The organism is Sphingopyxis sp. Q841 (assembly GCF_052384365.1).
Classification (GTDB): Bacteria; Pseudomonadota; Alphaproteobacteria; order Sphingomonadales; family Sphingomonadaceae; genus Sphingopyxis; species Sphingopyxis terrae_A.
On sequence record NZ_JBQSUM010000002.1, the window covers coordinates 432,027 to 446,956 of the forward strand.

13 protein-coding genes are annotated in these 14,930 nt (G+C 62.6%); 7 read left to right on the forward strand and 6 right to left on the reverse strand.

The features are described from left to right. The 5 genes from ACT17R_RS12450 to ACT17R_RS12470 all read left to right on the forward strand — a co-directional run bounded on the left by ACT17R_RS12450 (position 1) and on the right by ACT17R_RS12470 (position 5,783). Positions 1–798: an ABC transporter substrate-binding protein gene (locus ACT17R_RS12450; RefSeq protein ID WP_234180084.1), complete on the forward strand. Its 798-nt coding sequence runs from the start codon at positions 1–3 to the stop codon at positions 796–798. Continuing rightward, complete coding sequence (locus tag ACT17R_RS12455; protein WP_234180081.1) at positions 795–1,781, forward strand: FecCD family ABC transporter permease; 987 nt, start codon at positions 795–797, stop codon at positions 1,779–1,781. The genes ACT17R_RS12450 and ACT17R_RS12455 overlap by 4 nt, the downstream gene beginning before the upstream one ends. Continuing rightward, positions 1,774–2,550, forward strand: coding sequence for an ABC transporter ATP-binding protein (locus tag ACT17R_RS12460; protein WP_234180079.1), 777 nt, complete (start codon positions 1,774–1,776; stop codon positions 2,548–2,550). The genes ACT17R_RS12455 and ACT17R_RS12460 overlap by 8 nt, the downstream gene beginning before the upstream one ends. Positions 2,551–2,635: 85 nt before the next feature. Next, positions 2,636–3,652 (forward strand): UDP-glucose 4-epimerase GalE, encoded by a 1,017-nt coding sequence (gene galE / locus ACT17R_RS12465; protein ID WP_234180077.1) that lies wholly within the window; start codon positions 2,636–2,638, stop codon positions 3,650–3,652. 199 nt (positions 3,653–3,851) lie between these two features. After that, a complete protein-coding gene (locus ACT17R_RS12470) occupies positions 3,852–5,783 on the forward strand; it encodes a nucleoside-diphosphate sugar epimerase/dehydratase (protein WP_267960694.1) in 1,932 nt (643 codons plus the stop codon). Here the strand turns inward: ACT17R_RS12470 and ACT17R_RS12475 are convergent. Further along, a complete protein-coding gene (locus ACT17R_RS12475) occupies positions 5,780–6,889 on the reverse strand; it encodes a glycosyltransferase family 4 protein (protein WP_003044750.1) in 1,110 nt (369 codons plus the stop codon). The two genes, ACT17R_RS12470 and ACT17R_RS12475, sit on opposite strands and share 4 nt — an antisense overlap. Before the next feature lie 109 nt (positions 6,890–6,998). On the opposite strand from ACT17R_RS12475, the gene ACT17R_RS12480 reads away from it, so the two are divergent. Further along, a complete protein-coding gene (locus ACT17R_RS12480; RefSeq protein ID WP_003044752.1) occupies positions 6,999–7,856 on the forward strand; it encodes an NAD-dependent epimerase/dehydratase family protein in 858 nt (285 codons plus the stop codon). On the opposite strand, the gene ACT17R_RS12485 is transcribed toward ACT17R_RS12480, so the two are convergent. From ACT17R_RS12485 to ACT17R_RS12500, 4 genes are read right to left on the reverse strand one after another with little or no spacing between them, the layout of a single operon-like run. Beyond that, positions 7,853–8,410, reverse strand: coding sequence for a sugar transferase (locus ACT17R_RS12485; RefSeq protein WP_003044755.1), 558 nt, complete (start codon positions 8,408–8,410; stop codon positions 7,853–7,855). The genes ACT17R_RS12480 and ACT17R_RS12485 overlap by 4 nt on opposite strands. A 10-nt stretch (positions 8,411–8,420) precedes the next feature. Further along, positions 8,421–10,361, reverse strand: a complete 1,941-nt coding sequence (gene asnB, locus ACT17R_RS12490; protein WP_234180071.1) for an asparagine synthase (glutamine-hydrolyzing) — start codon at positions 10,359–10,361, stop codon at positions 8,421–8,423. Next, positions 10,361–11,500 (reverse strand): glycosyltransferase, encoded by a 1,140-nt coding sequence (locus ACT17R_RS12495; RefSeq protein ID WP_234180070.1) that lies wholly within the window; start codon positions 11,498–11,500, stop codon positions 10,361–10,363. Before ACT17R_RS12495 ends, asnB begins: the two co-directional genes overlap by 1 nt. A 34-nt stretch (positions 11,501–11,534) precedes the next feature. Next, the gene (locus ACT17R_RS12500; protein ID WP_444809531.1) at positions 11,535–12,803 is read right to left on the reverse strand and encodes a hypothetical protein; all 1,269 of its coding nucleotides are present in this window, start codon (positions 12,801–12,803) and stop codon (positions 11,535–11,537) included. Positions 12,804–12,959: 156 nt separating this feature from the next. On the opposite strand from ACT17R_RS12500, the gene ACT17R_RS12505 reads away from it, so the two are divergent. After that, positions 12,960–14,093 carry a glycosyltransferase family 4 protein gene (locus ACT17R_RS12505; protein WP_234180066.1) on the forward strand — a complete coding sequence of 378 codons (1,134 nt, stop codon included), beginning with the start codon at positions 12,960–12,962 and terminating at the stop codon, positions 14,091–14,093. Here ACT17R_RS12505 and ACT17R_RS12510 read toward each other — a convergent pair. Next, positions 14,064–14,885, reverse strand: a complete 822-nt coding sequence (locus ACT17R_RS12510; protein WP_234180064.1) for a class I SAM-dependent methyltransferase — start codon at positions 14,883–14,885, stop codon at positions 14,064–14,066. The genes ACT17R_RS12505 and ACT17R_RS12510 overlap by 30 nt on opposite strands. Positions 14,886–14,930 lie beyond the last annotated feature (45 nt).

Below are 14,930 nucleotides of genomic sequence, written 5' to 3' on the forward strand. Positions count from 1 at the left end.
ATGCTGGCGGCCCTTTCGGCCTGCCAGCCGCGCGGGCCGCTCCCCGCCCTTCACGGCATCGTCAGCATCGATTATTGCGCCGACCAGATGCTCCTCGGGCTCGTGCCCCGGGAGCGCATCCGCGCCGTTTCCTTCGAGGCGGCGAGCGACAGCGCCTTTGCCGCGCCGCGCGCCGCGGGTCTGCCGCGGCTGCGCCCGCAGCTCGAGGATATTGCGATGCTGCGCCCCGCGGTCGTCGTGCGCTCCTATGGCGGCAGCGCGAAGCTCGACCGCCAGCTTGAGGCGATGGGGATAAAGGTCGTGCAGCTCGGCTATGCCGGCACGCTCGCCGATGTCCGAAGCCAGATGCTCCAGGCAGGCGAGGCGCTCGGCGCCGACCCGCGCGCCGCGGGGCTGGTCAAGGCCTTCGATGCCGAGGTCGCCGCCGCGCGCCGAGGCGGCGGGCACGCGGGAACCGCGCTCTACATTACCCCGGGCGATGTGACGACCGGTCCGGGCTCGCTGGTCGCGGAGGTCATGGCGGCGGCGGGCTTCACCCCCTATCGCACCCGCCCCGGCTGGGGCAGTCTGCCGATCGAGGCGATGGTGCGCCGCCCGCCCGATCTGGTGTTCCGTGCCTTTTTCGACAGCGCGCGCTATCGGCAGGATTATTGGACCGCCTCGCGCCACCCCGTCGTAGCCGAAGCCACGCGCCATGCCCGCGATGTCGAGGTGCCCGGTGGCTGGCTCTCGTGTGGCAATTGGTTGACGGGGCACGCGGTCAGGGCGCTCGCCGATGCGCGAAGGGATATGCGATGACGCGCCTCAACCTGACCCTTGCCGCGCTGCTGCTGCTCGCCGCGCTGCTCGCGCTCGCAACCGGCCCCGATGGCGTGTCGCCATCGCTGCTCGCCGGCTGGCTCGGCGGGCATGACCCCGCCGCGGCAATCATCCTTGCCGACATCAGGCTGCCGCGCGTGCTCAGCGCCGCGGTCGTCGGCGCGTCGCTCGGCCTATGCGGCGCCGCGCTGCAAGGGCTGACGCGCAACCCGCTCGCCGAACCCGGCATCCTTGGCGTCTCGGCGGCGGCGACGCTCGGGGCGACGCTGACGCTCTATTTCGGGCTCGCGGCACTCTTCCCCTGGGCGCTTCCCCTTGGCGCCATCGCGGGCGCCGCGCTCGCGACCCTGCTCCTCGCCTCGGCGGCGGTGCGGACACAAGGCATGGCAAGCCTGATCCTCGTCGGCGTCGGCCTCTCGAGCCTCGCGGGCGCGCTGATGGCGCTGATCCTCAACTTCGCGCCCAATCCCTTTTCGCTCTCCGATCTCGTCAACTGGACGCTCGGGTCGGTCGCCAACCGGTCGCTCGCCGATCTCGCGATGACCGCGCCGCTGATCCTCGTCGGCGCGCTGTTCCTGTTCGCCCAGCGCGCGAACCTGTCGCTGCTCACGCTTGGCGAGACTGCTGCCGCGGCGCACGGCCTTGACGTCCGCCGCACCCGCATCGCGATCGTCGCCGGAACCGGAATCGCGACCGGCGCTGCGGTGGCGCTGGCCGGCGCGGTCGGCTTCGTCGGGATCGTCGCGCCGCATTTGGTTCGCCCGTGGACGGGGCACGATCCGGGGCGGACACTGGCGCCGTCGGCGTGGCTGGGCGCGCTGCTCCTCGTGCTTGCCGATCTCGTTGTGCGCATCCTGCCGACAGACAACGAGCTGCGCCTCGGCGTCGTCGCCGCGCTCGCGGGCGCGCCCGTCTTCACGCTCATCGTGCTGCGCCGCGGCCGTGGAGGTGCGCATGACTGACGACCTGATCATCGAGGCGCTGCGCGTCGAGGCGCAAGGAACGCCCCTAATCGACGATATCAGTGCCCGCTTCCACCCGGGGCAGCTGACCGCGATCGTCGGCCCCAATGGCGCAGGCAAATCGACGCTGCTTCGCGCGGTGGCGGGCGTCGTGCCAGCGCAGGGCACGATTCGCATGGGCGCCGCCGACGTCACTTCACTGCGCCCCGCCGAACGCGCGCGGCGGCTTGCCTATCTGCCGCAGGTGCACGAACTCGCCTGGGACATCAGCGTTGCAGACATGGTCGCGCTCGGCCGCTTCGCCTATGGCGCCGCACCGGGACGGCTCTCGGCCGAGGACAAGGCAGCCGTCGACCGCGCAATGGCGGCAACGGGCTGCACCGATCTGGCCCACCGCGGCGTTACCAGCCTGTCGGGCGGCGAGGCGGCCCTCGCCTGCCTCGCACGCGTCCTCGCCGCCGAAACGCCGGTCCTGCTCGTCGACGAACCCGTCGCGGCGCTCGATCCCGCCAATCAATATCGCGTGATGGAATGCCTCGCCGCGCTTGCCGCCGATGGCCGCACGGTGGTCGCGGTGCTCCATGACCTGTCGCTGGTCGCACAATTTGCCGACACGGTGCTGTGGATCGGCGGCGGCCAGCTTGCTGCGCTAACGCCCGCAACCCACGATGCTTTTGCGCAGCATGTCCCGGCGCTCTTCATCCGCGAGCCCGTCTTTGCCAGCGACGGATCGAGCGCGCTCTATTTTCGTCGCAGCCAAAGCACGTAACGCACCCTTTGCTTCTGGCGCCTAAGCCCTTCAGAATTGACCGCGCCGCGCTAAGCGCTAGGCAGGCGGTGCAAGGAGGCGATGGGTGAAGGTGTTTGTTACCGGCGGTGCCGGCTATATTGGCAGCCACACGCTCGTTCAGCTTTTGGCGGCGGGGCATGAGGTGTGCGTGTTCGACAATTTCGCGAACAGTTCGCCCGTCGCGCTTGACCGGGTGCGGCAATTGACCAACCGCGACATGGGGCTGGTCGAAGCAGACATTCGCGACGCCGACGCGCTGTGCGATGCGGTGACCACATTTGCGCCCGACGCCGTCGTGCATTTCGCCGGGCTCAAGGCCGTCGGGGAATCGAGCGATCTCCCGCTCCTCTATTATCAGACCAACGTCAGCGGCACGATGAATCTGCTTGCGGCGATGGATGCGGCCGGGTGCAAGCGGATCGTCTTCTCCTCATCGGCAACCGTCTATGGCGAGGCACATTATCTGCCGTTCGACGAGGATCATCCGATCGCCCCCACCAACCCCTATGGCCGGACCAAGGCGATGGCCGAGGGTGTCATAGGCGACTGGGCCAAAGCGACCCCGGACGCATCGGCGGTGCTGCTGCGCTATTTCAATCCCGTGGGCGCGCATGAATCGGGCCGGATCGGCGAAGACCCGCAGGGCATCCCCAATAATCTGATGCCTTTCATCGCGCAGGTGGCGGTGGGCCGGCGCGAAAAGCTTGCGATCTTCGGCGACGATTATGACACCCGTGACGGCACCGGCGAGCGCGACTATATCCACGTCGTCGATCTCGCCGCCGCGCATCTCGCGGCGATCGACTACAGTGGGCGCGCCATCGGCTGCGAGGCGATCAACGTGGGAACCGGTACCGGCATCACCGTCAAGGAACTCGTCGCCGCCTACGAGCGCGCCTGCGGCCACGCCATCGCCCTCGAAATCGCCCCGCGTCGACCAGGTGACGTCGCAAGCAGCGTTGCCGCAACGACAAAGGCTTTCGACCGGCTCGGGTGGCGCGCTTACCTCGCTGCGGACGCTATGTGTGCTAGTAGTTGGCGGTGGCAGTCGGAGAATCCGGGTGGGTTTGAAAATAACTGACAGCCTAACAGCGGGAACCAATGCATCCGGGCCGAGTTTGCGTTCTTGGAGCGGAGAGTGTTTCGCGATGCGCCTAATATTTTCCTCCGGAGCGGGGACTTTCAGATTGCTGAAGCGTAACTGCTCCCTTGAGCGCAACCTCGCTAGCACCTATCGGGTGCTTCGAGGTGTTGGATATTCATCTGAAATTGGTCAATAAATGATGATCTCCGACGATAAATACTGGCGTCATTTTCGCGCCGCCATCCTGAACTTCATTGTTGATCGGCCCCGTCGTCAGCGCCAGCTCACGGCGGTGGCCGTTGACGGGATGCTCTGCTTCGCAGCGGTGGTGATCGCCTTTTCGCTGCGGCTCGGCGTCTGGGACCTTGCGTCAAGGCCGATCCTGATCTTTAGCGCCATCGCGCTGGCATTATGGTATCCCATGGCCTGGAGAGCGGGTGTCTATCGTTCACTCGTCCGCTATTCAGGTGCTCGCACTGTTGCCGATCTCGTTATCGCCTGCGGTCTGCTTACTCTGCCGCTGGTCGCGATCCTCGTAACCTTCCGCATCCACGACGTACCTCGCACACTAGGCGTCCTGCACCCGATTATCTTCCTCCTGCTGCTGGCGTCGAGCCGTATCTTTGTCCGCTTCGCCCTGCTCGACCTGCTCAAGGTCGTCGATGTCGACGCCCGCCGTGTGCTCGTCTACGGAGCCGGCCGCGCCGGGCAGCAGCTCGCACTGTCGCTGCGACACGAACCGAAGGTCCATCTCGTAGGCTTCATCGACGACGATCTGCGACTCGACGGACAGCGCCTCGACGGTACGCCCGTCTTCGGTTCCACCCGGCTGGAGCGTCTGCTCGACGATACGCATGTGGATGAAGTATTGCTTGCGATCCCCAGCGCGTCGCGCACGCGGCGGCGCGAGATTATCGAAACCCTCCAGAACGAAGGGATTTATGTCCGCTCGCTGCCGAATCTGACCAACGTTATCGACGGCAGCATCACCGTAAGCGATCTACGCGAAATCCAGATTGAGGAGCTGCTCGGTCGCGAAACCGTCGCCGCGAACGAGCTGCTGATGGGCAAGACGATCGTCGGCAAGACTGTGTTGATCTCGGGCGCCGGGGGATCGATCGGCAGTGAGCTTTGCCGCCAGATTGTCCGTTGCGGCCCTGCCCGATTGATCCTGCTTGAACAGTCCGAATACGGGCTTTACGCGATCGAGCAGGAACTCGGCGAGTTGATGCAAGAGCTTGGCGTCGATGTCCCGCTGATCCCTGAGCTTGCCAATGTGTCCGAACGCTCGTCGATGACGCGCATCTATCGACACTACCGGCCTGATACGGTCTTCCACGCCGCGGCCTACAAACATGTGCCGCTCGTGGAGGCGAACCCGCTGTCAGGATTGCGCAACAATATCATGGGGACGCTTCACAGCGTCGAGGCGGCGGAGGCCGCAGGGGTTTCGAACTTCATCCTGATCAGTACCGACAAGGCGGTGCGCCCGACGAACATCATGGGTGCCTCGAAGCGCGTGTGCGAACTGATCCTTCAGGCGCGTGCCGAACAGCCGGGCTCGAAAACGATCTTCAGCATGGTCCGGTTCGGCAACGTCCTCGGTTCGAGTGGGTCGGTCGTCCCTCGCTTCAAGGCGCAGATTGCCGCCGGCGGCCCGGTCACCGTCACCGACCGCGAGATCACCCGCTATTTCATGACGATCCCCGAAGCCGCGCAGCTCGTCATACAGGCGAGCGCGATGGCGAAGGGCGGCGAAGTGTTCGTGCTCGATATGGGCCAGCCGGTGAAGATCATCGAGCTTGCCCGCACCATGATTCGCCTGTCGGGACTTTCGATCCGTGACAGCGACAATCCCGACGGTGATATCGAGATCGTAGAAACCGGCCTGCGGCCCGGCGAAAAGCTCTATGAGGAGTTGCTGATCGGCGACAATCCGCAGTCAACGAATCATCCCCGAATCATGCGCGCGCGTGAAATCCTGTGGCCTTGGGCCGACCTTGAGCAGGCGCTCGCCCAGCTCGACGGAGCGATCCGCCAGTTCGGCGATGCCGATGCGGCAGTTCGGATCATCGCGCGACTCGTTCCCGAATTCGCACCCGAGAAGACCGGAAAGATCAGCGCTTAAAGCCCAATCTGATCGAGCAGCCGGGCGTTCACCTGATGGACGTCATATTTATCCTGCGCGATCTTGCGGCTTGCAGCGCCCATGCGCTCGCGAAGCCCTGCATCCGATCCCAGCTCGATCATCGCCCGCGCCAGCGCGTCGGGATCTTTCAAGGGCACCAGCCGGCCGTTGAGCCCGTCGACCGTCGTTTCGCGGCAGCCGGGCGCGTCGGTCGTGACGATCGGCCGACCCATGGCCATCGCCTCCAGCACAGTGCGCGGCGTGCCTTCGCGCCAGGACGGCAAAACGAAGACCGACGCCTCGGCGAGTGCGGGCCGGACGTCGTCGAGCAGGCCGAGATATTCGATCCCGTCGGCGATCCATTCGTCGAGCTCGGCGCGCGTCACCGCATCTGGCCCGGTATCTAGCATTCCGGCGATCCGTATCCGCGTGCCCGGAACCGCTGCCCGCACGGCCCGACTTGCCTCGGCTAGCTCATAGAGCCCTTTGCTGTGAAGCAGCCGCGCGATCGTCAGGAACACCGGTCGATCGGGGAGCGCGGTCAGCGCGAACTGATCGAGATTGATCCCCGATCCGTTGACCATCACCACCTTCGCGGTTTCGTTCAGGCAACCCGCCGCGATGAAATCGTCGCGATCGTCGGGGTTCTGGAAAATGACATGGATGTTGGCATTGGTCGCCAGCCGGTACAGACCCTGCGCGATTTTCTGCGTCAGTTTGCGAATCACGCCGCTCCGCTCGATGAAAGCGAAGCCAAGGCCCGTCACCATACTCGCCGACCGTGCGCCCGCCTTTTGCGCGGCGAGGCTGCCCCAAATATTGGGCTTGATCGTATAGTTGAGCACGAAATCGATCCGCTGCTCGCGGATCAGTCGGACCATGCTGCGGTAATAGAGAATGTCGCCGGTGAACGAGACCTTGGTCCGCTTGAGCGCGATATCGTGCGGGATTGCTCCCATCCGCCGGAAATGGTCGGCGAATTCGCCTCGCAATTCGGGCGACGCTACATGCACCTCGTGCCCCCGTCGGATCATCTCCTCGGCGAGCGCAGACCGGAAGTTGTAGAGATAGTGGGCGTGGGACCCGTTGATCAGAATTCTGGCCATATTTCCGTTTCGTCCTGCGCGCCCGCTTGACGCCTTCCCGCACGACGCGTCAAGAGCGGACTTGAGCCGGCACGCGAACTCGCGGCTCGTTGCAAGGGTATGAAAGATAATGCGTATTGCGGTCGCCGGCGCCACGGGCTTTCTCGGACGACATCTGGTCGGTCGTCTTGCGGCGAAAGATGTCGGCATGGTGCCGCTCGGGCGTACTGAGGATGCCGCGACGCTTGGGCAAAAACTTGCCGGATGCGATGTGCTGATAAACTGCGCCGGTGAAAAGAGCGGAATCGGGCCCGCAGCCGAGGACGCCAATGTCGCGCTGCCCGAAAGCTTGTTTCTCGCCGCCGCCGCTGCCAGCGTTCCGGCCTTTGTCCATGTCAGCAGCGTTGCCGCCTTGACCGGTGTGACGCGCGCCGGAGAGACGGTGTCCGACGAGTATCGGGGCCGGCCGACGACACCCTACGGGATCAGCAAACGTCGTGGTGACGACAGACTTTTGCACCTCGCGTCCTGTCATCCCGCAACGCGGCTTACGATCCTACGCCCGCCGATCCTCATCGGAGCCGACGCGGGCGGCCCCTTTGCAATGCTGCGTGCGGCGGCGCGGCGCGGCCTGCCGCTGCCGGTCGGCGGCATGAACAACCGGCGCAGTATCGTCCACGTCGACAATTTCGCCGCCGCGCTGCTCGCGGCCGCTAAAGCCGGTCTCGCGGGACCCTATATCGTCACCGACTCCGCGCCGATCTCGACCGCCGAATTCTATGCGCGCATATCGCGCGCGCTTGGCCGCAAGCCCCGGGTGTTTTCGATCGGCGGGGTCGGACGCGGGCTCCTGCGACGGCTCATCGGCCAGCGCGGCGACAGCCTGTTCGGCGACGCCGCCTTTTCGGGAGAGCGTTTCGCCAAGGACTGTCCACTCGATTGGCCCGTCCCCGCGGATTCGCTGATCGAGCGTGCGGTCGCGCCTTAACGCTTCGCGGCGTCTCCGCGGCCGCCGCCGCCGAATGTGTGGAGCAGGATCCGTATATCGCCCGCGAGGCTCTGGTTCGCGACATAATCGCCGTCGATCGCCGCAAGTCGCTCAGGCTCCGACATATCGACCCCCTGCACCTGCGCCAGCCCAGTCACCCCGGGCCGGACGCGAAATACGCCATGACGCTCGCGCGCATCGATCAGTTCGTGCTGAATCGGGAGGCACGGCCGCGGACCGACCAGACTCATGTCGCCGCGCAGCACGCAAATGAGCTGCGGTAATTCGTCGAGCTTCAGCTTGCGGATCAGCGCGCTGGACCACGAAATGCGCGTGACCGCGACTTCGTGCGACGGACGGTCTCCGGTCGTCGGCGCCATCGTGCGGATCTTGTAGAGGCGAAATGGTCGCTGATCGCGGCCGACGCGCCATTGCACGAACAGCGGGTTGGCGCGGAACTCCAGCCCCGAAAACAGCGCCGCGAGAAGGCAGACGAAGACCGCCGGTACCAACAGCAGCGCCGACATCACCAGGTCGAACCCGCGTTTCAGCATCGCGCCGCGCTCAATTCGCCCGCTGCGCGTCGAGCCACGCCTGGAACATCAATATGTCCCAGACATGGTAATGCCAGCGCCGCCGGCCGCTCCGCGTCTCGCTCCACAGACGGCGTACCTCGTCGACGTCGAAGAAGCCCTCGCGCTGCAGCCGGTCTTCAGCGAGCAGATCGTCGGCCCAGTTGCGCAGCGGACCCTGCAGCCAGTGATCGATCGGCACGCCGAACCCCATCTTGGGTCGCTCCATTATTTCGCGTGGAACGTAACGGTATAGAAGCTGACGCAGCGGCCACTTCGACGCCCCTTCTCGAAGCTTGTAGTCGAGCGGCAACGCGAGAGCGAATTCGACAACCCGGTGATCGAGAAGCGGCACGCGCGATTCGAGGCTAACCGCCATGCTCGCGCGGTCGACCTTCACGAGGATGTCGTCGGGCAGATAGGTCCGCATGTCGAGATACATCATGCGATCGCGGAAATCGCTACCCTCCCAGTCCGGGTCGTGGGCAGTGAGGAGCGTCTCTGGCTCGCGCGCGCCGGGAACGAGCCGATCTGGGTGCTTCGCATGCGAAATTAACGAGCGGTAGAAATCATCCGAGCGCTCGACGTCGAGGACGTCGGCAAGCTTGAGTAGACGGTCGCCGACCGCAAGCGTCCGCAGTTTCGACGGGGCAACCTTCATGATCGCGTCGATTGCCCGCCCCGGGGTCAGTCGCAGTGCAGCAGCTGCCGCCTTGCGCATCCCGCGCGGCAGCTTTCCGAGCCGGCGCCAGATATCATAACCCTGCGCATAGCGATTATAGCCGCAGAGCAGTTCGTCGCCGCCGTCGCCCGACAGGCTGACGGTCACTTCGGTCCGCGCCAGCTTGCTGACTAGCAGCGTCGGGATTTGGGAAGAATCGGCAAAGGGCTCATCCCAGTGATGCGGCAACAACGGAATCTGGTCGAGCGCGTCCTGCGGCGTAACGTAAAGCTCGGTATGGTCGGTGCCCAAATGCGCTGCGACGCGCTTCGCATGATGGGCCTCGTCATATTCGGCTTCCGAAAAGCCGATCGAGAAGGTTTTCACGGGCCGCCGCGACTGCGCCTGCATCAAGGCGACGATCGTGCTCGAATCATAGCCGCCCGACAGGAAGGCACCGAGCGGGACGTCGGCGGCCATGCGGATATTGACCGCATCGCTTAGCAGCCTGTCGAGCGCATCGACCGATGCTTCGGCCGAACCCGCGAAGGGATTGGCGCGCGCCGCGCGCGCCTTTTCGGCGATGTCCCAATAGGCGACCGGCTCGGGAAGCGTACGGTCGTCGGGGCCGATTTCCAGATAATGCGCGGACGGCAGTTTCAGGATGTCGTCGTAGATAGAATAGGGGCCTGGCACATAATTGTGCCGCAGAAACAGCGCCAGCGCATTGCGGTTAACACCGCCCCGCCACGCGGCATGCTGGCGCAGCGCCTTTAGCTCAGACCCGAAAAGAAGTGTCGAACCCTGCATCCCGTAATAAAGTGGCTTTTCGCCCATTCTGTCACGGGCGAGGTAGAGCTTGCGTTCTGCGCGGTCCCACAGTGCAAAGGCGAACATCCCGTTTGCGCGTTGCAGCGTGCCGAGCATACCCCACACCGAAAAGCCCGCGAGTAATGTTTCGGTGTCCGAATGGCCGCGCCACGCGACAGCACCCGCGGTCTCGAGCTCGCGGCGCATGTTGAGATGATTGTAGATCTCGCCATTGTAGCTCAGCACATAGCGGCCGTCGGTGCTGAGCATCGGCTGGTGTCCCGCGGGCGACAGGTCAATGATCGCAAGGCGGCGATGCGCCAGCGCGATCCCCGCATCGCTATCGACCCAATAGCCGTCGCTGTCGGGTCCGCGGTGGACGATGGTGTCCGCCATTCGCCGCAGCTGCGCTTCACCGTCGGCAAAGCCCGTCCGATCGAGGAACCCCGTAAAGCCACACATCAATCGTCTCTTTTCAGCATCGATTCGTAGAGTTCGGCATAAGCTTCCACAGTGGCGCCGAGCTCGTATTTGGCGACAATCCTCGCGCGCGCCGCTTCGCCCATTTCGCCACGGCGCGCAAGGTCCATCGCGGCAATTTCGCATATCGCCGCAGCCATTTGGCACGGGTCGCCCGGTCGGACGATCCGGCCGGTCTGGCCCATTAATCGCGTGCAGTCGCCCACGTCGGTGGCGATGCACGGTAGGCCGGTAGCCATCGCCTCGCCAATCACGTTCGGGAACGCCTCGCTCGTTGATGACAGGCAGAAGAGGTCGAACCCGGGCAGGATCGCCTCGATATCGCTGCGTCGGCCCAGCAGATGGAGACGCGCGCGCGGAAGATTTTCCCGCCAAGGCGCGAGCGCTTCGCTGTCCGGTCCCAGCCCTTCGCCCACCATAGCGACATGCATGTCCAGCTGTTTTGCCATTGCAGCTGACGCCGCGGCCAGAAAAGTCGGAACATCCTTTTGGGGGTGGAGACGACCGACGAAGCCTAGTACCGGCGTCCCGGGCCCGACCCCCAGCGCCGCCCGGAATGCCAACCGCGCCGCCGCATCCGGACGCCAGCGCGTCGTATCGAACCCGTTCGGAATCACCCGTCCGGGCGGGGCCACAAAGCCGAAGCCCTCATGGTGTGCCCGCGACTGATAGCTATTGTAGATGATTGCACGCGGTCGCGAAGACAGCCGTCTGAGCAAACGGATTACAGCCCGCGTTCCATTCTTCTCGGTACCGATATCATAAAGAGACTGTCGGATATTCCACGACGTCGCCGCCGAACGCTCGAAAATTCCTACCGCTAGCTCCGCAAAGAGATTGCCGTGGTACATCCATCCTTGCACAATGTTAGGCCGAAAATCGCGCATCAGGCGACGCAAGCGCGCAATGCTTGAAATCGCGAACCCTGCGCCCGCAAGCTCTAGCGTATCAACCGCAATTCCCTGCTTGCGCAGTACTGGCCCATAATGGCCAGCGCCTCCAAGCGACAGGACGCGATGGTCGAACCTTCGACCAAGATCGCTTTCGAGCAGGTTGACCAGCGAACGCTCGGCGCCCCCCTGGCCGAGCCCAGTGATTATGTGGAGAATGCGTGCGCTCACGAGGGAAGGCGTCTTGCCGTGTAGCCTAACCACATCAGGACTGAGGACCGCGAACCCGAATGCGCGCGCGCGGTGCGTCATCGGTCACGATAGCAACTAGCCTGTACGCAATAAATATACCCAAGAAAGTATAAATTATCCGATTAAAAGATGAAATATTGTAAACTAGGTCGCTCCGGATAACATAGAAGCACATGAGAGATCCACAAAGGAAAAGCGGTATCCGCTTATATCCGCTCCAGCGATAGATAGCCTTTGAGAACCACATCAGTATCGCGTTGTGGAGAATTATCCACAAGAATATCCCAAACATACCGAACAGACCATAGAAGTTAGCATAGATGTTGGAGGCAAGGCCATATTCAAGACCCGGGAAGAGGATTTCCTGGAAATTGAAGCCAACGAGTCGCGGATCCAGATCGAAAAAAATCGACAAGAAGGGAACCAGCGACAGAAGAACGCTAATGAGCGACTCAAACGGCACACGATAGTCGTACATCAGCACGGTGTTAAGGATCGCCTGCGTTGCAAATGGCTCCGAATTCTTGATCGAGCCCACATAGACCTCAGGATCCGACAATCGCGTCAGGGCGCGGGCATATTCGCCATATTTGATGTCGATATAAACTTGCTTATAGATGAAAACGAAGAAGATGAGAATAATCGCCGGCACGACGGTCTTGAGAGAAAAAATTCGTTTCGTTCCAATGATGGATACATAATAAAGAATCATGGCGACGCCCGTGACGGCTAGGTAGGAACGAAAACCTACGAAAACGGCGAATGCCACCGTTCCCAAGCCGCATATCAGCGGGATAGTCCGGCGAGACGCGACGCCGACAAAGGCGCATATCTGCGACAGGGCGCTGAATAGGATCCAGAATCGGCCCTGTGATGCTAGGACATTGTTCTTGTCCGGGTCGAGCAGAGCACTTCCTGATTCCGCGAATGCGAGCGCCAGCGAAACAATCGTGGCGAACGACAGCACTAGATCGAAGGTTGCCGAGGTCTCGATCGGCTTCGCCACAATATGCGAATTGGGCCGGTAGATGATCGAAAATACGATATTTCCGACCAGCGCAGCGCAAAAGACCCAGTATGTTTCGGGGATCAGCGGTACCAGAGGGGGCGTATCGGGCAGATAGGGATCAAGTACGAAACCGATGAAGCCGGGTAGAAAATATAGCGTGAGACCAAAGAAGGACGCCGAAAGAAAATCTACCGCACGCCGCGAAAAAATATGAAATATAGCGCCAAAAATGACGACAGCTATAAACACTTGTTGCGCTAGCGGCATTGACATCAATTCGCATTTCTCAGAAATATAGGAGCGTGGTCAAGACAAGGTGGCGCCGATGTTCCGAATCGCAGCATCACGCCAAGCGACTCGCTACGAAGGACCGGATGGCGGGAATATCACCGCTGTGACGAAGATTGAAACTGTGGCACTTCTTTTCCGATGAAAATCCTCTTCCTTCTGTCATCCATGGAGGCCGGCGGTGCCGAGAGAGTTGCAGCCCTACTTGCCAGCGCTTGGGCCGACCGCGGCGACGATGTGATCCTCATGCCGACATTTTCGGGCGGCGGCAATTGCGCCTATCCGCTTTCTCCCTCGGTAAAACTACGTTTTTTATCCGACGTTGTCGGTTCAAATCCTAGCAAACTTGCGCGCCTTAGAGCGCTCCGAAGCTTCATAAAGAGCGCGCGCCCTGAAGTCATTCTCTCATTTCTGCCGCACGTGAATAGCGCCGCGCTCGCCGCTTCAGCAGGGCTCAGGATTCCCGTTATCGCCTGTGAGCGAACCTATCCTCCCAAACTTCTGCCGCCCCTCCCGCTGCTGTATCGGATCGCACGCCGACTAACCTATCCTTTTGCGACCGCGCTTGTTGGGCAAACCGAAGCAACCGCTGCATGGCTGCGCGCACGCGGTGGGCGAGCCCTAATTTGCGTCATTCCAAATCCTGTTGCCGATCCGCTTCCTTCGAGCCCCCCGGAAGTTCGGCCGAACGAGGTGCTGGCCCCAGACCGAAAGGTCGTCCTTTGGGCCGGCCGGTTCGAGGAATCGAAGCGCGCCGACGTTCTGATCGATGCCTTTGCGCGCATCGCCTGCGCTTTACCCGACTGGGACGTTGTCCTGCTCGGAGACGGTCCGGCGCGCTCTTCAGCTATTGCGCTCGCAAGGCGTCATGCACTGGAAGGCCGAATCCATCTTCCCGGCTTCGCGGGAAACCTGATCGACTGGTACGCGCGCGCGGGCGCGTTCGTCATGACATCCTCCTACGAAGGCTTTCCGAATGCCCTGCTGGAGGCGATGGCGCATGGGTTGCCCTCGATAGCCTTCGATGTGCTAACTGGCCCAGCAGACCTAAGCGCCGGCGGCCGGCGACTCATCCTCCTGCCCGACCGCAATCATATCAGCGCGCTCGCATCCACACTTTCGACTCTGCTAGCTAACGAAGAGCAGCGCGCCGAACTTGGCCGCGCAGCGCTCGAAACCGCCACCGACTATTCAAGGAATCATGTTCTCGCGATGTGGGACGACCTGTTTGCGAAGGTCGTCCGTTCAGGATTGGCGACGGAAACGGAACTCTGAGCAACCAGTGCCGAACAGCCCGAGCTTTGGATGGAGTTCGAGCACAAGTTCAGGTTCGAAACCACGCGCGCGCATGAATTTGATGATTTCTTGCTCGGAGGCCGATTCATAGGGATAGCCGCCGAGCCAGTCGTCGATGTCATTATAGAAGTTCATCCCGCGCTGGCTCTTGTACTCGGCGATGAACTTCGACGGACGTATTCCAGTCAACAGCAGGCGTAGCTTGTATCCCGCGACATAAGGCACGCGGATGAGCGAGCGGAAAATCGATGGACCATTTGTGAAAATCTTCTTCTCGACCTTCCACGCCCAGCATAGCGGCGTCTTGCGATAGATGGCGAGGACGAACTGGCCGCCCGCGGCGACGTGAGTAGCCGCCTTGTCGATCGCATCCCACATCGCGCCGGTGTGATGCAGCACACCCCAAGAATAGACGATGTCGAACGTTCCAAGATCGCGCGCTTGGGGATCGAGGATCGACACGAGCCGCCCCTCAACGTTCTTTCCGGCCCAGTTCGCCGCCAAGACCTTGCGCGTCGTTTCGATCGAGTTGGCGTCGATATCGACCGCCATCACCGACTTGGCGCCGAGACGCAGCGCCGCAAGGCTGTGGAGCCCCGATCCGCTGCCGATGTCGAGGAAGGTCCGCCCTTCGATATCTTCCCTCGGGATCAGCTTGAGGACACCCGCTTCGGCGTGCCGGATCGCCTCGTCGTCGATCTTCTCCGAATAATCCTTCCAGTTTGCACCGAATTCAAAGTGGGTCGAAACATCGGTCAGGCTTGCAGACATTCTAAAAAAAGCTCCATGGCCCGCGCATTTGCAGGCAGACGATTC